Annotated in this window: 12 protein-coding genes; 10 read left to right on the top strand and 2 right to left on the bottom strand. The window is 44.3% G+C overall.

Annotated elements, in window-relative coordinates; genetic code table 11:
* Positions 1–106 precede the first annotated feature (106 nt).
* The 9 genes from HMPREF0106_RS22560 (at position 107) to HMPREF0106_RS22600 (ending at position 14,917) form a co-directional block, all read left to right on the top strand.
* Positions 107–1,462 (top strand): SWIM zinc finger family protein, encoded by a 1,356-nt coding sequence (locus HMPREF0106_RS22560; protein ID WP_004296609.1) that lies wholly within the window; start codon positions 107–109, stop codon positions 1,460–1,462.
* Positions 1,450–4,437 (top strand): DUF6493 family protein, encoded by a 2,988-nt coding sequence (locus HMPREF0106_RS22565; protein WP_009038872.1) that lies wholly within the window; start codon positions 1,450–1,452, stop codon positions 4,435–4,437. The genes HMPREF0106_RS22560 and HMPREF0106_RS22565 overlap by 13 nt, the downstream gene beginning before the upstream one ends.
* Positions 4,438–4,450: 13 nt before the next feature.
* Positions 4,451–7,354, top strand: a complete 2,904-nt coding sequence (locus HMPREF0106_RS22570) for a DUF6493 family protein (protein WP_032850984.1) — start codon at positions 4,451–4,453, stop codon at positions 7,352–7,354.
* A gap of 211 nt (positions 7,355–7,565) precedes the next feature.
* Positions 7,566–8,345, top strand: coding sequence for a M15 family metallopeptidase (locus tag HMPREF0106_RS22575; protein WP_009038870.1), 780 nt, complete (start codon positions 7,566–7,568; stop codon positions 8,343–8,345).
* 69 nt (positions 8,346–8,414) lie between these two features.
* The gene (locus HMPREF0106_RS22580; RefSeq protein WP_009038869.1) at positions 8,415–9,605 is read left to right on the top strand and encodes a class I SAM-dependent methyltransferase; all 1,191 of its coding nucleotides are present in this window, start codon (positions 8,415–8,417) and stop codon (positions 9,603–9,605) included.
* 47 nt (positions 9,606–9,652) lie between these two features.
* The gene (locus HMPREF0106_RS22585; RefSeq protein WP_004317090.1) at positions 9,653–10,306 is read left to right on the top strand and encodes a hypothetical protein; all 654 of its coding nucleotides are present in this window, start codon (positions 9,653–9,655) and stop codon (positions 10,304–10,306) included.
* Between the two features lie 20 nt (positions 10,307–10,326).
* Positions 10,327–10,815 carry a hypothetical protein gene (locus HMPREF0106_RS22590; RefSeq protein ID WP_004317088.1) on the top strand — a complete coding sequence of 163 codons (489 nt, stop codon included), beginning with the start codon at positions 10,327–10,329 and terminating at the stop codon, positions 10,813–10,815.
* Between the two features lie 191 nt (positions 10,816–11,006).
* On the top strand, positions 11,007–13,817 hold the full coding sequence (locus tag HMPREF0106_RS22595; RefSeq protein WP_008997600.1) for a TonB-dependent receptor: 2,811 nt from the start codon (positions 11,007–11,009) through the stop codon (positions 13,815–13,817).
* A gap of 167 nt (positions 13,818–13,984) precedes the next feature.
* Positions 13,985–14,917 (top strand): metallophosphoesterase, encoded by a 933-nt coding sequence (locus HMPREF0106_RS22600; RefSeq protein WP_004317085.1) that lies wholly within the window; start codon positions 13,985–13,987, stop codon positions 14,915–14,917.
* Positions 14,918–15,122: 205 nt separating this feature from the next.
* Here the strand turns inward: HMPREF0106_RS22600 and HMPREF0106_RS22605 are convergent, their stop codons facing one another.
* Entirely contained in the window at positions 15,123–16,979 is a 1,857-nt protein-coding gene (locus HMPREF0106_RS22605; RefSeq protein WP_004317084.1) for a mechanosensitive ion channel family protein, read from the bottom strand.
* Positions 16,980–17,106: 127 nt separating this feature from the next.
* Here HMPREF0106_RS22605 and HMPREF0106_RS22610 point away from each other — a divergent pair, with 127 nt between their 5' ends.
* A complete protein-coding gene (locus HMPREF0106_RS22610) occupies positions 17,107–18,096 on the top strand; it encodes a calcium/sodium antiporter (RefSeq protein ID WP_004317083.1) in 990 nt (329 codons plus the stop codon).
* On the opposite strand, the gene HMPREF0106_RS22615 is transcribed toward HMPREF0106_RS22610, so the two are convergent.
* Positions 18,093–20,090, bottom strand: a complete 1,998-nt coding sequence (locus HMPREF0106_RS22615) for a DUF2961 domain-containing protein (protein WP_008770544.1) — start codon at positions 20,088–20,090, stop codon at positions 18,093–18,095. The two genes, HMPREF0106_RS22610 and HMPREF0106_RS22615, sit on opposite strands and share 4 nt — an antisense overlap.
* Positions 20,091–20,391 lie beyond the last annotated feature (301 nt).

Here is a 20,391-nt window from a genome sequence, read left to right as displayed (position 1 = left end):
TAATATCACACATTCCAAAGTGATGTAAATTCTCCAACTTCTTTTTTCACGTAAGAATTAATTTCTATATTTGGGCAATGTACAACCAAATACCAATTTATTATCTATGACTGATACTATTTCTTATCAATATGCAGCTCCTTCCACATTGCAACGGTCGGCCGATCAGGACGAACTGTTTCTTGCCAAATATAGCGAAATAGAAAAGAGAGAAGCCCCCTGTTTCTTTTGGGGAAAGCTGACGCAACCTTATATGACGGCACGCTGCCTCATTGCGTTATCCAATGTTGTGCAGTCCAGTTTCAACCTGACACCGGCACAACTTACAATGCTGAAAGATCCGATTGTAACAGCTGGAAATAACCGTCTGCGCTTTGAAGGATTTTCTAATTGTGCAGGTGTATACGCCAGGGTCGATGTACTTCCTGATGGACACGACGGAGAATTCTTGGAAAACGGGACAACGAATGTAGATTTTAATCCCGGAATGATTTCCGCTTTAGGAGGAATAGGCAGACAAGAAAATGTAGTAATGTCGGTCGGCCCCAAAGAAGTGGGACTCTATAATAAAGGTGAGAAGGTGATAGAGCGAAAAGTACCTCTTCCCGTAAAATGGATAAAGGGACTGACTACGGTACAGATTTATCAATCCGTTGCCGAAAAGGTCTATTCCTTCAATCGCATACAAACCTTACAACTCTTCCAGACACTACCGAAAAGTAGTGTGAAATGTGACTATTATTTAGTGATGCGTGGTCAAAAACCGGCCTTTTCACCGGTGAAAAGTATGAATGCCATCTGCATCGGAGGACTCCACCGTTTGCGCTTACTCGAACCCTTGCTTCCGTTTGCTGATGAACTGAAAGTATTTGCACATCCTACTATGCAATCTACTATCTGGCAACTCTATTTCGGTCCGGTCCGCTTCAGCCTTTCTCTTTCCCGCGAATGTTGGAGAGGATTCTCCGGAGAAGGTGCCGCACTGGAATCTCTGCTCGAAGATGTACCTGAAAGATGGATAGAGGCGATGGATAAATACAGTTACGCCAACCAACAGTTCAACCCTACGCTTTTTGCCATAGAAGAGCATATTGACCTGGATAAGGTAGATTCTCTCTCGGCACGATTGGCAGCAATGGGTTTGCTGGGATTCGATTTGGATGAAAACAGTTTCTTCTACCGCCGCCTGCCTTTCAAAACCGAACGTATTTTGAGCCTCAACCCGCGAATGATAGCTGCAGAAAAGTTGCTGGAAGAAGACAAAGTAGAAATCATTGCGAATGATGGCAACCGGACGGAAGCCCGTGTTGCAGGAAGCGGAGGAGTGAGGCATACCGTCATTCTGGACAGGGAGAACGAAAAAGAACGTTGCACTTGCACTTGGTTCAGCAGTAATCAGGGAGAACGGGGAGCTTGCAAACATATTTTGGCAGTAAAGAAACTAGCGCAATGGAAGAACTAAAAAAAGAACTGGAGAAGTTATCCAAAGCCTATGTGGATACTCCGGAGAATGAAGAGAAAATATTAATCCCTTTTATCAAGAGATTATTGGAGTTGCCAATGAAGGACAGGCGGAAGTTGCTGCCGCTTATCCGGGAATTGCAATGGATAAAAGGCAGGTTCGCTGGTTTCAGCAGTGAGACAACCTGTAGTGCGGCACGGGCACATTTTCTATCGGCAGTACAGTTTGTATGTGCCAACAGACGGGAGATGGATATGGCATATCATGTGAAGTTTGATATGCTTTGCAAACTACTCCCGCTTTACAACCCTGCCTGGCTGACAGACTTTATCAACGATGACAAAACATGGTTCAATTTCGATCTCAATTACGAAGAACTGATGCAGCTCATGGATATGGGTTACCTCAAAGAAATCGCTCCAAGCCGTATTGCACATGTACTCCCCTGGATTACCCGCATCAGAAATAAGAATCCCAAAGGAGACGATACTTTCAACAGTGAACTACTACTCAAACGGGATATTACACTGAAAGAACACATCTGGACGCTTTTCGAACACGAATCAATCATCGGTTATCAGGATGATTGTGCCAAAAATGCTTATAAAAAAGGAATCACAACACGGGATGAAAGTATCAGCGCGGCCCTCTACCGCTTTTCACTGGACGGCCATCTGGATAGAGAACAGCTACTAAGAGCCACCCTCGCCACTTTTCACCGGAGCTTCAAAAAAGACATGGCAGGATGGTTTGCCAGATTCTTTGAAACGCTGCAACCGACCGCCGGAGAATTGTTATCCTTACAGGAAGAGATCATGCAAACATTCACTTCTTCCTACACCAAGCCGGTAAATATAATGTTGCAACAGTTGAAGAGCATTGCAGACGAAGAAGGATTCCGTTATCAGGAATTCATCGAACGGGCAACCATCCTTTTCTTCTCCAGTCCCAAAAACTCGCTATTAACCATTTACTCTATCTTTGAAAAGATCGTTACGCAACATTCCGAGATGAAAGAGCCTTGTTGTATCACTCTCTGCCAACTATTCTTGAAGAAGGACGAAAGCCTGCAAAAGAAAGCTGCCAACTTTATTTCAAAATATGGGGACGCCTCTTCGTCCAATCTCCAAGAAACACTACAGTCTTATCAACCGGAGATATTTCAAAGCGTGCAAGCGATACTCGCATCTTTCAAGCCACAGTCTATAGATTCACAGTCTACAGAACCACACCTTGCAGAAGAAGCAAATGCAACAGATACAAGTGTGACAAAAGACATTCTTCATACAGAAGGAGAGAATACAGAAAGAAATAGTACAGATGAAAATAGTACCGAAAACTCCCTCCTCTCCGAAGAGCCACCTCTGGAAGCCATCCACATTTGCCGGGAAGACAACCGTATTCCATTCCCTACCAACAAAGAAGATTTCCTGTTTCAGCTTAGCCGTTTGTTCGACATGGAGGAGAACTGGGAGATAGAAACAACGATTGCCGCTATCATTGCTTTCCATCCCCAACTGGATAAAGAAGACCTCAACCGGATGGAACCTATTTTCCAACGGGCAGCCAATATTGTTGCCAATAGTTGGGAACCATACGAAGATCTCCTTGCCACTTTCCTGTTGGAATACCAACGCTTATGGGCACAGACAGACAACTCCAACACAGGAGTTTTGAGAAACATGTTCACCCGGCTGGAAGAGAAACTGAAAGGAATAGATAAAAACAGGGGAGCTTACGACGAACGTTCCTTCAAACGACTTGCTGACTGGAAACCCGGTTACAGCAACGCAACCTGTTTCATACCTATCCAACAGTTATGGCTGAATGTGATCCGCCAAATAAAAGGAGGAAATTCATTGCCTCTGCTTTCTACTCCCACCCATACCCCGGCATACCTACAAGCCACCGAACTGATACGCCGGCTTGCCGTATATCAGGAAGCAGGAAAGAAACCTTGTTCGTGGGATTTCCAACTGGCTATTGCCCGTTGTGCTCTGGAAGACAAAGAAGAAGCCATCGTCACCACCCGGCAACTGTTACAAGATGAGTACCTGCATCTCTGCCTGTTCCTATTGGACGAAAACACGCAACCCGAACCGCCCTACAACCATCCGACCGCTTGGGTAGCCGCCGGACTGGTAAAAGCACCGGAGACGGAATTTGAAGCATTCAAGTCTTTCGCCTGTAACACATTGCCACACAACCATCTGACAGGAGACTACGAGTGGAAAGAAGTGAAACCCAAAGAAAACTCATACGAAACGGACAGACGCCTGCTCCAACTTGATTTTCACAAATGGCACAAATATATCGAACGCAACAGCCATCAGCTATGGCAGGAACATCTGATTATTAACAGTAAATACAACATGGATGACTCCCGCTACATGGAACCTCTATTGTGTTGTTACCCTAACCGTCCGGAACCGTTGATAGCCCAGATTATCTCCCATTACATGGCTTTCGGCAGTCCACAGGAAGACAGCAAACGTACCCTTGCCTGTGCCTTGCGCATGTTGTTGTCTTTCCATTGCCAGCTCAAAGAAATGAGTCTACTCCTATTAAGCGGCTCGCTACTTTTTGTAGACAAAACAGTCCGTTCCTATGCAGCGGAGTTATGGGTAGAAGGACTCTCCACAGGAAGAATAAACAACCACCGGGTAGGAGAAATCCTGGCCCGGCTTATCAACATGGAACTTGCTCCGTTAAAACGCTTCACCACACAAGTGTACGAAAGCATGTACAAACGAAGCGCTTTCCACAACCGCCAACTGGAAGAACTGCTCACTGTATTTATCAGCGGATTGCCCGACAAACCCGTCACCGGACTCAAACAACTGCTCGAACTCTATCTGGAACTATTGACCATCAACCGCAGCAAAGTTACAAACGAACAACTCTTGCAACGCCTGCAAGAATGGGCAACGAACAGCAATTTGAAGAAAGTGACCACTTCACTCAACAAACTATAATTAATTCATGATTATGACCCTAGAAGAACGCCTCAACGAAATAGTAGAAAAGCAACAGGGTGATGCCATCATCCCCTTTCTGCAAGGACTCACACAGGAAGAACGAAAGAGCCTGGTACCCCGCCTGAACAAACTGGAAGAATACTACAGTAAATTCGTGCAACTTAACGAGAACACATACGGTACACGGGGGACTTCCGCACAGCATCGTATCATCAATCTTACCGCTCTCGTTATCTATTCGCTGAAAGAATTCCGTAAACACCAATGGGGAATCAACACCGAGCAACTGAATGAATTGATCCCGTGGTACGTCCCCTCCTGGCTCGACAGCTTCTTCAAAGAAGGTGAAGGCAAAGAATTCGGCGGTTTCTACGGAATGGATTACGAAGTCCTGATGGATTGGATAGAGCAGGGAATACTTACTGTGACACCTTCTCCACAAACCATTGCGGGTTATCTGGTAAGCTACATCAACACCACTGCTATACTGCAAAAACGCGAAATCACACTTAAAGAACATATTTGGTATCTCTTTGAGTACGACTGTGGACAGAACTGGATGGATAACCGAAATGGCGGACACCCCTACTATCCTTACAAATATCTTATCGAAAACGGGAAACTAGACCGTATGCGTGTATTAAGAGAATCTCTGCTCGCTGTCAACCGAAATATGAACAAGAACCTATGCGGCTGGTTTGCAGGCATGTTTACCGCACTTACCCCCAGCATAGAAGAACAACTCGCGTTACAACCGGAAATATTAGCCGTCCTGTCCGCCCCTCACAGCCGCCCGGTCAATATCATGCTCGGACTGCTGAAGGGCTTATGCAATCATCCGCAATTTCGGATCGAAGAGTTTCTAAGTCAGACTTCCGTTCTTTTCGCTTCAGATGTGAAGGCAATTCACCAAAACACATTGGCCGTACTCAATAAACTGGCAAAAGAAAGAAAAGAATTTCGTGACGCCATCTGTTGTGTTGCCGCACAAGGGTTGATGAGCCGGGAAGAATCTACTCAAAGCAAAATAGTCAAACTGATCCTGGCGTATGGAGAGACGGAATCTGCCACATTAAGAGAAGCACTCTCCGTATATACAGAAACGATGTTGGCAAACACTAAAAAAGAACTGAAGGCTTATCTGGAGAATAACGAGTCTGACGATACTTCTGCCCATAATAAGGCGACTCCCGCACACTTCGGACAGCCCGACAACAATTCCGCCTCTTTCATGTATGAACCGATACTCCCCATCATCCGTGAGGACAACCGAATACAGGAAATTGCTTCCCCCGAAGACCTGCTATTTCTTGCCAGCCAAGTGCTGGATGGGAACGAGATCTATCATTTCGACCTGCTCCTCGGCGCCTTAGTGCAATGGGACCATCAACAAGACACAAAACAAATCTCACAATGGACACCCATCCTTCAACGCGCTTACAAACTACTGATAAGCGGAGGAAGTTCACGAAACGGCCTATTAGACCAACTAATGGCAACTTTCCTCCTTGACTATGCAAAGCTACTGGTTAAACGCTTCCCTAAAGAAGCAAAAGAGCTAAGTGACTTGCATCAGAAAATGGTACAGAAAGACGAACTGCAGAAAGGTAAATGGAACTATCGTAATCTGCAGAAACTCACCATCCGTCAGAAAACGAACCAAAAAGAGAAATTCCCTGTTCACAAGCAGCTATTATGCCGGACACTAGATCTTTTGGAGAGTAAGGAGAAACCTTTACCCCTATTGTCCACTCCCACCCATATGCCTATGTTTATTGCCCCGGCAACCCTGATAGAAAGATTAAAACAATATCAGCAGGCAAACGCCGAGCCAGACGATATGGATATGCAAACGGCACTCTCGCGAATGGCACTGGATGATTCATCACAAGAGCTCCCTATCCTCCTTCAAGACTTAAAGGGAGAATACCAACGTTTACTTTCTTTCTTGTTGGGAGCAGAAAACGCACTCCCTCAAGCACCCTTCACCCATCCTTCCTGGTGGATGACAGCAGGACTAATCAAGTCGCCGGAAACAATCTACTCCGAATTCAAAGATTTCTCATACAATAAAGGTCCACGCGAGTTCCTGACTGGAAACTTTACGTGGAGAACTTATCTGCGTACTCACTCATATACCGATTACAACAAGCAAGTAGTAGAATGGACCTCCGCAACTCTTACTTTCGATATTCCGGAAAGCAAAAACTCTCATGTCGTCAATAAAGATGAATATAATGAGAGAATCAGTTACCATTCATACGATTCGCATCCGTTAGTGGTCGAAATGTATCCGCTGATAGAGCGCTTCGACGATATACAAAATGACTTGCCACGTTTAGCATGGTTAACTCCCAATATGCCGGAACCATTATTAGTATGGTGTATCCGCAGTGCCATTTACGATCCGATGTTAAATGAGGTTAGGGAAATAGGCATCACCAAAGCCACCATCGAAGCACTTCATCAGTTAAGACACACCTGGCATGAGGCGTCTTACATACTGGAAGCCAGTTGTATGTTGGTAGCAGATAAGACTTCCCGTTCTTATGCCGCCGAAATCTGGATAGACCGTGTCGGCAAAGGATGCATAGACAGTAAGCGCATAGGTAAAATCTTAGGTTCACATCAACATACCGGCTGGGGACCGCTGAAAAGACTCACCGACCTGATACAGCAACAAATGATGAATGTCAGTCCCCTGCACAACCGGGAATTGGAGAATCTAATCGTAGCAATGCTGACCGGACTTCCGGAGAAGCCGATCAAAGATTTAAAGAAGTTGTTGGAGATCTATGCGGAACTGTTATCAATCAACCACAGCAAAGCCAAAGACGAACAGGTTTTGCACCTGTTGGATGTTTGGAAAGGGGGCGCTAATCTGAAGAAAGCAGTGGCTAATATCCAACATTAAGAAGATTGTTGCAACTACTTAATCTCTTACTTTGTGCCACCGTATTGGCACGGCTGTGCCATCGAAGTGGCAAAGTTGTGCCAACGTAGAGACATAACTGTGCCAATATAGTGGCACGACCTGACCACTTAAACAATCAGGATTTAAAGGTAGCTTATTGGAGCAAAAGCCAAAAAGAAGTATCTTTGGCACACTAAATACAAAAGGTTGAATGATTATTCTAAAATATAGTTTAGCTATCTTCTGTTTGCTGCTGACAGGATGCTCCTTCTTTTCCAGCCAAAAGGAAAAGGAGAACCCCGCCCTGACGGAATATGAATATACGACGGACGATATGCAATCCGGCGAAGAAAGTGCCACCGTCTTACCGCCACCGCCAAAGCGAAGCGCAATGGCTCTCTACATGGATTCACTGGGACTCGTCAACGTAACCGATCTGGATAGCAGCCTCGTTGTTAAGTTAATGTATACGCAAGCTGATAATTTCACTGGCGAAGTGCTTTACGACAACTTAACGGAAGCCTATTTGCATCCGGATGCGGCATACGCTCTTATAGAAGCACAAAAAGCCTTGAAAGAGCTTCACCCGTCTTATAGTCTTATCATTTACGATGCAGCCCGCCCCATGTCGGTACAAAAGAAGATGTGGAACGTAGTGAAAGGAACATCCAAATACAAATATGTCTCTAACCCAAACCGTGGAGGCGGACTACACAACTACGGACTGGCAGTAGACATCAGTATTCAAGACTCTTTAGGGCAGCCTTTACCTATGGGAACCCAAGTAGACCATTTAGGTGTGGAAGCACACATCACAAACGAAAACGAACTGGTACATAACGGAAAAATGAGTGAAACAGAACGTCAGAACCGGATACTGCTGCGAAAAGTAATGAAAGAAGCCGGGTTTCGTGCATTACCCAGCGAGTGGTGGCATTTCAATTTTTGCAGCCGGGATGTAGCCAGACAGAAATATAAGTTAATACCATAAATCGGCGCTCAGCAAGATCATAACCGGTGCTCAACGATTCATTGTAATATCCTATAACACAATAACGCCATGATACAAATCTCCCCCGAAACTCAACTTTTTATCCGCGAACATTCATCGGACGATGTACGTACACTAGCTTTACAAGCTAAAAAGTATCCGGATATAAATATGCCGACTGCCATCACCCAAATTGCAGGAAGACAGGTTGCCGCCGAAAAGATTCCTTCATGGCGAGAAATAGAAGAGATATGGTATCCGAAACATCTGTCGCTAGAGCAATGCTCTTCTGAAATCACTGCCCGCTACAAAGCCCGTCTTTTTCAGGGAGATTCGCTGACCGACCTCACCGGAGGCTTCGGCATAGACTGTTCTTTTCTTGCCACCGGATTCAAGTCCGCCACTTATGTAGAACGCCAGGAAGAGCTTTGTGAAATAGCGGCACACAACTTTCCCATCCTGAATCTAAACCATATAAACGTAAGAAATGAGGATGGAGTAGCCTATCTGCAAACAATGTCCCCCGTAGATTGTATCTTCCTCGACCCTGCCCGCCGCAATGAACACGGCGGAAAAACGGTCTCCATCGCCGACTGCGAACCGAACGTAGCCGAGCTTGAAGATCTTCTGCTTAGCAAAGCCAGCCGGATAATGATAAAACTCTCTCCCATGCTCGATCTTTCATTGGCACTGAAAGAGCTGAAACATACACAGGAAGTTCATATCCTATCCGTCAACAACGAATGTAAGGAACTACTCATCCTACTCGGACAAACATCACCGGCGGAAATCACCATTCATTGTGTAAACCTCTTCACGAAAGGGACTCAAGAAGAACAGCACTTCGTATTCACCCGCGAACAGGAGCAGCGTAGCCAATGTACTTATACCGATTCTTTAGGCGATTACCTTTACGAACCGAATGCATCTCTTCTGAAAGCCGGTGCCTTCCGCAGCATTGCCGCAGCCTACCCCGTCCGGAAACTGCATCCCAACAGTCATCTTTATACCTCCGATACTTTTATTGAAAACTTCCCCGGAAGAATCTTCCGGATTGTCAACCAGTGCAGTTTCAATAAAAAAGAAGTAAAAGAGAATCTGGCAGACCTGAAAAAAGCAAATGTGACTGTCCGCAACTTTCCCGCCACAGTAGCCGAACTTCGCAAACGGCTCCATCTGACAGAGGGAGGAGATACCTACTTATTTGCCAGCACATTAAATAATGGACAAAAAGTTATCATCCGCTGTGAGAAAGTCTGAACTATTTGCTATTTTTGCGAAAAGAAACACAATCTAAACTAATTCAGATGAATCAAACACCCATAAAAGCGATTCTATTATTAATCGTATTCACTCTGTCCTGTCACACTCCACTTTTCTCACAGAGAGATTTTGAGCGACATGAGTTCTCGTTCCATGCCGGCTACGGTGTGATGTTTCATAATCCTCCCACACTAACGTTAAGTACCCACAGCTACCAACGTACACTTGCACAAGGCGTAAGCTGGGATGGACAATACCATTTCCGTCCTCTCAAACGCTTTATCTTCGGAGGAATCTACACCGGATTTTCTTCCAAAGGAAGCCATCCTGAAGGAAAAGACCATTTATGGGTTCATTTCATCGGCACGCAAATCGGAATGTGTAATGCCAATACCAAACATTGGCAAATCCGGGTGACAACCGGTCCCGGCGGAGTCATTCTGCGGAACAACAGCGAGGTATTCGGCAACACACGAAAAGTGAGAGCCTTCACTATCGGTCTCCTCACCAATGCCAATCTTACCTATAAGCTGAATTCCAACCTGGGAGTCAGTTTAGGAGTACAATATATGTATAGTGAGCTACTTAGAATAAGGACTTACTATCACGAAGAAAAGGTTACTGTAAAACTCAATTCAAATGATGATGTCAACCTCACGCGACTAAACATCACTACGGGATTATCCTATTATTTCTAACATCCACTAAAAAAAGCACTATGAAGAAATATATACTCATTCTCTTTTCCATCATCAGCCTCTGGAGCTGTAAAGAAACGGAAGATGAATCGATCGACATCACCGTTTTGCCTTCTGCCACCACTACAGGAGCCAACACATTCGGTTGCCTGATGGACGGCTGGATTTATGTGGGAGGGCGATACCTGAATTGGGGACACTCGTATGTATGGACGTATGATTCATTCCACTATTACACAGAAGAAGACAAACTCTCTGTTAGTGTTTCCGTAAAGCCCGGTATCAATCTATCTTTCACTATTTTATCGCCCCAAGAAGGCAAAGAATCAACGATTACCGATATAGAGTTCGGAAGAGAAGAGCTGGAAGACGGAACAGCTTTCATAAGCCGTTTCGACACAGAAATGAAAATTATCAGTGTCACATTCGGTAACGGCAAACGGCTGACTAACGGACGTTTTGATATTCATTATACGGAACACAACAGTAATACCGGAGCCCAATCCTGATATAATCTGATACAGCCTATGCATTTCCGCAAAATCCATAGTTTCCCAGGATAGAAAACCCGTCAATCACCGGTTCCGGAAGCTGTAATACAAACGTAGCATATTTGTTACGCGTTCTTCAACCAACTGTAAAAAGTAAGAAACGTCAACCCTCTACTTTTGCAGCAAATAATTAACGCACGCTAACATTTATGAAACGATTTTTGAAATTTGTCTCATTTGTTCTTTTGGTCATGAGCACAAGCGGTAACACTTTCGCAGAAGAAAAAGTGAACGTAGTCAAACAAGGCACTATCCGCGGACGCATCGTAGATACTTCCAAACAGACCCTTCCGGGAGCATCCATCTATATCGAAAAGCTACATACCGGGGTGACCAGTGATGTCAACGGTTATTATACTTTCGCCAATCTTACTCCGGGCACATACACCGTAAAAGTAAGCTACGTAGGCTACTCACCCGTTGAAATGAAAATCACCATTCCGGCCGGAAAGACACTCGAAAAAGACGTAATCCTGAATGAAGGACTCGAACTGCAAGAGGTAGTAGTAGGCGGAGCTTTTCAGGGGCAACGCCGCGCCATCAACTCGCAGAAGAACACACTAGGGATCACCAATGTCGTTTCAGCCGATCAGGTGGGTAAATTCCCTGACTCCAATATCGGAGACGCACTGAAGCGTATCAATGGTATTAACGTACAATACGATCAGGGAGAAGCCCGCTTCGGACAAGTACGCGGAACTTCGGCCGATCTTAGTTCTGTAACAATCAACGGCAACCGTCTCCCTTCTGCCGAAGGCGACACACGTAATGTGCAGCTCGACCTTATTCCTGCCGATATGATACAAACCATCGAAGTAAGCAAGGTAGTCACCTCGGATATGGATGGAGATGCCATTGGCGGTTCTATCAATCTGATTACTAAAAGTACTCCTTATAAACGAACCATCAGTGCCACAGCAGGAACCGGATACAACTGGATTAGCCAGAAAGCCCAACTGAACCTGGGTTTCACTTATGGCGACCGCTTCTTCAACGACAAATTGGGAATGATGGCAGCCGTTTCTTATCAAAATGCTCCGGTAGGTTCGGATGATGTAGAATTTGAATACGATGTGAATAAGAAAGGAGAAGTAGTAATGGTAGAAGCACAAAAACGCCAGTACTACGTGACACGTGAACGCCAAAGCTACTCACTGGCTTTCGATTACGAAATAAACCCGAATCACCGACTGACACTGCAAGGCATCTACAACCGCCGTCACGACTGGGAAAACCGCTATCGCGTCACCTACAAAGACCTCGACAAAACAGGACCGGACGATGAAGGCGAAATGCAGCAATCTGCCCAAATAGAGACTAAGGGAGGTACTCCCAACAACAAAAACGCCCGCTTGGAACTGCAACAGACAATGGATTTCAGCCTGGGCGGAGAACATCAGTTCGGCAAACTGTCAATGAACTGGGGAGCTTCTTACGCACGTGCCAGCGAAGACCGTCCGAACGAAAGATACTTCAATCTGAAACAAGACTTTCTCGGATTTGACATCGTGGATGCAGGCGGCCGTTTTCCGTATGTGACAACCGATGTAAACCTGCACAACGGAGAAGTGGACGGTGAAAGAGGAAAATGGAAAGTGAAAGAACTAACCGAAAGCAACCAGGAAATCTACGAAAAAGACCTGAAGTTCAAAGTAGATTTCGAACTGCCGCTGGCCAACGGAATCTATGGAAACAGCCTGAAATTCGGAGCCAAATATGCATCCAAGACTAAAAATCGCGATGTAACCGTCTACGACTACGCAGACGCCTACAAGGATGCATACAAAACAGCGTATATGGACAACCTCACGAGTGAGATTCGCGACGGCTTCATGCCCGGCAATCAGTATAAAGCCACCGATTTCGTATCCAAAGAATATCTGGGTTCGCTCGACCTGAAAAACATGGAGGGTGAACAGGTGCTCGAAGAATCTTCCGGCAACTATCATGCTAAAGAGAATGTGACTTCCGCTTTTTTCCGCTTCGACCAAAACCTGGGAAAGAAACTAAAAATGATGCTGGGTCTCCGCATGGAAGCCACTCATATCAAATACGACGGCTGGAACTGGATGGTGGATGAAGAGGAAAACGAAACGCTTGAACCGACCGGAGATCATAAAAACAACTATGTCAACTGGCTCCCCAGCGTATTATTGAAATACGATGTGACCGATGATTTCAAAGTTCGCGCCTCTTTCACAGAAACATTGAGCCGCCCCAAATATTCCGCATTAATTCCATGTGTCAATATCAACCGCAGCGACAATGAACTCGTGATGGGTAATTCTGACCTGACTCCCACCCTCTCATACAACTTCGATTTAAGTGCCGATTACTATTTCAAGAGCGTCGGTCTGGTCAGTGCAGGTATCTTCTATAAGAAAATCAACGATTTCATTGTCGATCAGGTGATTGGTGACTATACCTACCAAAACAATGAATACAAGAAGTTCACCCAACCCAAAAACGCAGGTGATGCCGACTTGCTTGGTGTGGAACTGGCTTATCAACGTGATTTCAGCTTCATCGCTCCGGCATTGAAATGCATCGGATTTTACGGTACATACACCTACACTCACACCAAAGTGAACAACTTCAATTTCGAAGGGCGCGAAAATGAGAAAGACCTCTCCTTACCCGGTTCTCCCGAACATACGGCAAACGCCTCACTCTACTTCGAAAAGAAAGGTTTTAACGTACGTCTCTCCTACAACTTTGCATCCAGCTTTATCGACGAAATGGGAGAAGTTGCCGCACTAGACCGTTACTATGATGCCGTGAACTATATGGACCTGAACGCAAGCTATACATTCGGCAAGAAGTTCAAAACAACATTCTACGCAGATGCTACCAACTTATTGAACCAACCATTGCGTTATTATCAGGGCACTAAAGACCGTACCATGCAGTCTGAACACTACGGTGTAAAGATAAACGCCGGCGTAAAAGTGAACTTCTGATGCGAGCCAAACAACGATATTCATTCCTTTAAAAGGAAGCCCCCGTTGGTTTAAAAGGAACAGAGCATTGGTTTAAAAGAAACGTTCTCTTCCTTTTAAACCAACAAGCCAAAAGATTCAGAATAACTATCTATATATAAACAACTAATATACAACAGAATATGAATATGAAAATTAAGAGTTTATTGATTCTCGCATTAGTCTCCGTCTGTACATTCGTTCAGGCACAGTTGACGGACTACTCTATATTTGACAAGAAGTTTAACTTCTACGTAGCGAATGATTTAGGCCGCAACGGATATTACGACCAAAAGCCAATAGCCGAATTAATGGGTACGATGGGCGAAGAGATCGGTCCTGAATTTGTTCTGGCCACCGGAGATGTCCATCACTTCGAAGGAGTTCGCAGCGTGAACGACCCTTTGTGGATGACCAACTACGAATTAATCTACTCCCATCCGGAACTAATGATCGACTGGTTCCCTATCCTGGGAAACCATGAATATCGCGGAAACACGCAAGCCGTATTGGATTACACCCATATCAGCCGCCGCTGGACAATGCCCGCCCGTTATTACACCCAAACATTCGAAGAGAAAGGTGCCACCATCCGCATCGTCTGGATTGACACGACTCCTCTGATTGAGAAATACCGCCAGGAAAGTGATAAATATCCCGATGCCTGCAAACAGGATGTCAACAAGCAACTATCCTGGCTGGAATCTGTGCTTGCCAATGCAAAAGAAGACTGGGTTATCGTAGCCGGACACCATCCCATCTACGCTTATACTCCCAAAGAGGAAAGCGAACGACTGGACATGCAGAAACGGGTTGACACCATCTTACGCAAGCACAAGGTAGATATGTACATCTGCGGACACATCCATAACTTCCAGCATATCCGGGTTCCGGGAAGTGACATCGATTATGTCGTTAACTCCTCCGGCTCACTGGCACGCAAAGTGGAACCTATCGAAGGTACAAAGTTCTGCAGCCCCGAACCGGGTTTCTCTGTCTGCTCTATCGACAAAAAAGAGCTCAACCTTCGTATGATAGATAAAAAAGGGAATATACTTTATACGGTGACCCGAAAGAAATAAATTCTCTTGATGATATAAATTCTACTCTCAGTGAAAAAACACACAACCCGAGGCGTTCCTTTCGCGATGAAAGGGACGCTTCTTTATATAATTACCCTTGAACCTATTTTGTGGGATAATATACGTTTGCAGCCAACCAATAGTCAGCTACTTACTTCATCTTATTAGTGTTCTCCGGATGCGCAATCATCATCGGGACGTAACTCTATGCCTTTTCCGATACATCACCCTGCTCCGCTGTCTTCGCAGGACCGCTGTTTTTCACAGCGCCTTTCTGAATTGTCGATTCATTCCCATCCCGAACTGCCATATAGTGCGGTGACATAATTTCAATGCCGGCCTCATTAAATTTATCCTGAATGTTCTGATGCAAATCCGAATAAATCTGTGCCATCTTATCTGCCTGTTTGATATAAGCATTAATTTGATAGACCGGATACCAGTCGCTCAACGAAGTTTCCAACACAAACGGACGCGGATCATCCACCACTCCGGGAGTGTTCAACGCAGCATCAATCAGTATCTGATTAACCTGCCGCCAGGGAATATCATAACCGATAGATACTTCCGAGTGAATAATCAATCCATATTCACGCGCCGAAGTACTGTAGTTTACTGTATGAGACGACATGATAAATGAATTGGGAACAGTCACAACCTCATTTTTAGGAGTCCGGATGCGGGTGACAAGAGGAGTTTTTTCGATGATATCTCCGGTGGTATCATTCAATTTGATCCGGTCGCCCATCTTGAACGGACGCATATAAGTAATCACCAGTCCGGCAATAATATTACCGATAACCGTACTTGATCCGAGCGAAACGATCAATCCGACAAATACCGAAATCCCTTGGAACACACCGGAATCGGAGCCCGGAAGATAAGGATAAATCATCGCAATCATAAATGCATAGAGCAGGAAACGGGCGATATGGAAAGTCGGCATCGCCCAGTCCGGATAGAAGCCGTTGATTTTGAGTCGTCCTGCTTCCACTTCACGTGCCAGATACAAGACGAGACGTACCAAATACTTCACGGCATACCAGATGACGATGATGGTAAACAGTTTGGGCACATAATCGATAATACCCACAAAGATACCGCGAATCGGATTCCATATATAGCCCAACAGTTGATATGCCAGTCCTTCTGTCTGTGGGAAGATGATAAAAATCAACGGTACGGTAAACAGTAGCTGCAATCCCATCAGTATATACCGCCCGATACTGGACAGGAATACTAACAGATTCGCCTGTTTCTGCGCATCCAGCAATTCATATCCCTGGATGGCTACCGGTTTTATCTTCGTGTCTTTCAGGCGCAGGATACGCGCTTTCAGTTTACGGAACAACCAGTTGGTCAAGCGGAACAGGAAATACTGTCCTGTAATTACCAACACAAAATAGAGCACACGCTTTGCCATTCGCCAAAGTCCGTGCTCGGCTTTCATCTCATGCAGTTTGGTAATGACACTCTGCTGTCTTTCCTTAGCTAGCGAATCACGGGAAACTCCTTCCCATAAGGCATCCTGATCGGTAAGAGAAAGCAATACTTTGCTGCCGTACATCAAATCGGAAACTATGTCCGAATGGTCGATAGCCACAGAATCGGGTTGTAGATTGAAGCGTCTTCCTATTTCTTCAATTGCCGCACCGGTCATTTGGGCACGTTGCTGGGGAGTATATCCACCCCGTTTGGTGAAAAGGTAAAATAAGGTATCACCGTCCGCCACTACCGGTATTCCTTTTGTGAACTGCCGCAGGGAGTCGATACGCTGTCGTTGCTGTGCATATTTTACGGAGTCGGCGGTAGCCATCTGGAGTTTCATCTGCTCCATTTCCATCCTCATATTCGCCTCATTGAGCCGGGCTTCTTCCAATGATTTCTGCATATTTACCAGATGGATAGAGTCCGAATCCCGTTTCAAAGGAACATGTCCGCCCGTTATTGTATCTCCGGCAAATATCTTCTTAACCGCCTGTTCCAACTGTGCTTGCGCCCCGATTGCCAGGAAAGAAAAGAACAACACCAGTAACGACCGTTTTATTTTATTTATTTCCATACCTTATATTCCTTGATTATAATTAAGGTTAATCTAACATTTCATTAAAAACAGAGCAAACATACGGATTGTTTTTGACATTACCATTTCCAAATTGATTATCTTTGCCACTAAAAGAGAAAAAAGCATGAATATATTATTACTTATCGGGGGATTAATCCTCATTCTTCTAGGAGCCAACGGATTAACAGACGGTGCCGCCTCGGTAGCCAAGCGTTTTCATATCCCTCCCATCGTGATCGGACTTACCATCGTTGCATTCGGCACTTCTGCCCCGGAACTGACGGTCAGTGTATCTTCTGCCATCAAAGGCAGCGCGGATATTGCCATAGGCAACGTGGTGGGAAGTAACATTTTCAATACGTTGATGATTGTGGGCTGCACGGCCTTATTCGCCCCGATTGTCATCACCCGCAATACACTTAGAAAAGAGATACCACTCTGCATACTTTCTTCTATTGTCTTGCTGATTTGTGCCAATGATGTATTCCTGGATAAAGCTCCGGAGAATATCCTGAACAGAGTAGACGGCTTATTATTGCTTTGTTTTTTTGTTATCTTCATGGGTTACACCTTTGCCATCGCCTCCAAGCCGAGCACAACAGAACAGGCGGGACAGATAGAAGCTCCGACCATAGAAGAGGAGACAGAAATCAAATCACTCCCCTGGTGGAAATCCATTCTTTATATCATCGGAGGTTTGGCTGCCCTCATTTTTGGAGGTCAGTTGTTTGTTGACGGCGCCACAGGCATCGCCCGCAACCTGGGTGTCAGCGAATCGATTATCGGATTGACACTGGTTGCAGGAGGTACTTCTCTTCCTGAACTGGCTACGTCTATCGTTGCCGCATTAAAGAAGAATCCGGAAATTGCCATTGGAAATGTGATCGGTAGTAACCTCTTCAATATATTCTTTGTACTGGGATGTAGCGCCAGCATCACTCCTCTCCGTCTTAGCGGAATTACCAACTTCGACCTGTTTACGCTAGTAGGTTCCGGTATCCTGCTCTGGTTATTCGGGCTGTTCTTTGCCAAAAGGACTATCACAAGAATCGAAGGAGGGATTATGATACTTTGTTATGTGGCGTACACGGTGGTATTGATTTATAATATTTAATTATTATAACAAAACACCTGATATTCAGCTTCATTCCAAGTATTTTTTCCCTCTTTAGACATAGAAACTGGTACGATACGAATATTTAATGATTTCTTTCCCTTAGTATACTTGGCTGGAATTTCAAAGTCATCTTCCAGCCAGCGTTTATAAGGGTTACTATCAGCTACATACCATAAACGTTCTGTAACCTCTTCACCATCAACAAAAACACGGGCTGCTTGTCGAACATCGTTTTGGTCGCTCAACCTACGCAAACGCACTCCTTCATTTTGAGAAGATATATTCACTCTAAAACTACTAAAACTTTCAAACCGGACGGTTTCTCCTACATATAAAATACGATCCTCATTTCCCTCAAAGAAACTTTCCAATTTTGTTCTGCGTACATTACCCATAGCTTTATAAGAGTGCCGTTTAATAGAACGAGAAGAGTTTAAATCCAAACTATCAGTTTTCACCAGTACATTTTTATCTTGACCATAATAGAATATAGTACCCGAGTGTTCCAAATACTGATTGTTATATTCGCCCGACTCTATTCCAAACTTCAGTTCTGAATAGAAAGGATAACTATCGCCTATACAAAAACGAGTCATAGACCATGGGTTATCCGAAAGACCGTCATACCCTCCCATTGGATGCACTTCAGGCGGGGTCGGGAATCCCCAACCATAACAAACATAACTTTCAGAACCGTCACTCTCAACTTGTGGTGTTCGTTTGCCGTCAATATATACACGAACATCCCCCTCGCAAGAAATGATATGTGAACGTTCGGCATGACATGTAACATGAGCAGCAACCATCTTCCCTCTTCCTTGAATAGCAGCTATCGGACTATCTATTCCTGCCACATGTTTTCGGGTATAATATGGTGTATTACGAAAGTATCCGGTATTAGATGTGGGATAAACCGACCTGGAAACAGCTATTTCTGAGAATCCCAAAGAAACAGGAACGCCACTACGATTTTCAATTATTATCTTCGCATGCTTCCAATATGGCATTGGAAAATAATTATAAAACCAACCGTCTGTGTTATATCCTGACAGCAAATAGTTGGTATCGTGAAAGCCCAAAGAGTTGCCTCCCAAACACGCTAAAGGACAAGAAATATCGGGTTGCTGATGAGCATCCCAAAACATATGAATCCATACATCCTGCAAGTGCTGCTCATTAATCTCCGGAAGATAAAATTTTAAAGAACCAATAGCTCCCTCTCCTTTTTCATCCAATAAAGTAATGGATTCGCCAGCATTAATCTTTTGTTCCGACTTACGATGATATGCCAATTGATCTTTGCACAAAAGATTACTACCTTGTTTCTTCCATAATTGTATCAAAGTATCATAATTCTCCTTCCCGGTAAAGGTCTTGATACCATTGTCCGCATAAGTGTGGTATACAACATGTCCCCAACCTCCTTCACCTTTGGTTCTTTCATAACCTTCCAGTTTCACATCGGTAGTTACACGGCATCCCTTGTTAAACGGCATTGGAACAAAACTCCGTGCAACACGTATGGGCCCTCTTCCGTTATCAAACGGGCCAATATAACTTTCAGCCAAAGGTTTTATAAAAGGCTCTTTCTCTCCGAATTCAGATAAATGTAAACTAAAACGAGGTGTTTCTTCTCCATCAAAATAAAAACGGAAGAGCGGATCACTTGAACTCATATAGCGATGTTGTACAAGATTATAAATACATCCCGGACCATCAACATCAAATATTACCCATTCTCCACGTTGATCCTGGTAAAGACTCCAGTCCCAGTCGGCATTCTTTCCTCTTTTATCAATACTACCTTCATAATGGACAGAGATTCCACGATCTAACAGGGGCAAAGATGCAATATCAACCATTCGAGATATACCATAAGATATACTATCAGTCTGCCAACCCGACTGTGCTACAGAGACTATCGAGCCAATTGCCGACAATGACACAACCCCGAAAACAACAAAACAAACTAAAAAAATACTTCTTTTCATAAGGTGATAAATATAAAATAAAACATGAATCTATCTATAAAATTTAATTCATAAAAGTACGGCAACTTATATAAGCATACAACCACTTTATTATCAAATCAATATACTATTTTAACCTTCAAGCCATCTGTTATCATATTTATTTTCCGGCTTAATCTTTTTTGTATATATATAATAAGGTAATATACTCTTGCCTTAAATAAATAGTAAGAAAAGTATCAGTATATGATAACAAAGCACTTTTTTACATATTTTTTTTGTGCTTACTTTGCAACGTCCATCTTATATGTTATACCTAATT

The sequence above is a fragment of the Bacteroides sp. D22 genome (assembly GCF_000163675.1).
GTDB lineage: Bacteria > Bacteroidota > Bacteroidia > Bacteroidales > Bacteroidaceae > Bacteroides > Bacteroides xylanisolvens.
Note: the sequence above shows the minus strand (reverse complement) of the source record. Positions and strands in the feature narration are given on the sequence as shown.

Excerpts from the sequence above, each read along its gene's own strand:
- HMPREF0106_RS22560 (WP_004296609.1), top strand. The coding sequence starts at position 107 with ATGACTGATACTATTTCTTATCAATATGCAGCTCCTTCCACATTGCAA.
- HMPREF0106_RS22565 (WP_009038872.1), top strand. The coding sequence starts at position 1,450 with ATGGAAGAACTAAAAAAAGAACTGGAGAAGTTATCCAAAGCCTATGTG.
- HMPREF0106_RS22570 (WP_032850984.1), top strand. The coding sequence starts at position 4,451 with ATGACCCTAGAAGAACGCCTCAACGAAATAGTAGAAAAGCAACAGGGT.
- HMPREF0106_RS22575 (WP_009038870.1), top strand. The coding sequence starts at position 7,566 with ATGATTATTCTAAAATATAGTTTAGCTATCTTCTGTTTGCTGCTGACA.
- HMPREF0106_RS22580 (WP_009038869.1), top strand. The coding sequence starts at position 8,415 with ATGATACAAATCTCCCCCGAAACTCAACTTTTTATCCGCGAACATTCA.
- HMPREF0106_RS22585 (WP_004317090.1), top strand. The coding sequence starts at position 9,653 with ATGAATCAAACACCCATAAAAGCGATTCTATTATTAATCGTATTCACT.
- HMPREF0106_RS22590 (WP_004317088.1), top strand. The coding sequence starts at position 10,327 with ATGAAGAAATATATACTCATTCTCTTTTCCATCATCAGCCTCTGGAGC.
- HMPREF0106_RS22595 (WP_008997600.1), top strand. The coding sequence starts at position 11,007 with ATGAAACGATTTTTGAAATTTGTCTCATTTGTTCTTTTGGTCATGAGC.
- HMPREF0106_RS22600 (WP_004317085.1), top strand. The coding sequence starts at position 13,985 with ATGAAAATTAAGAGTTTATTGATTCTCGCATTAGTCTCCGTCTGTACA.
- HMPREF0106_RS22605 (WP_004317084.1), bottom strand. The coding sequence starts at position 16,979 with ATGGAAATAAATAAAATAAAACGGTCGTTACTGGTGTTGTTCTTTTCT.
- HMPREF0106_RS22610 (WP_004317083.1), top strand. The coding sequence starts at position 17,107 with ATGAATATATTATTACTTATCGGGGGATTAATCCTCATTCTTCTAGGA.
- HMPREF0106_RS22615 (WP_008770544.1), bottom strand. The coding sequence starts at position 20,090 with ATGAAAAGAAGTATTTTTTTAGTTTGTTTTGTTGTTTTCGGGGTTGTG.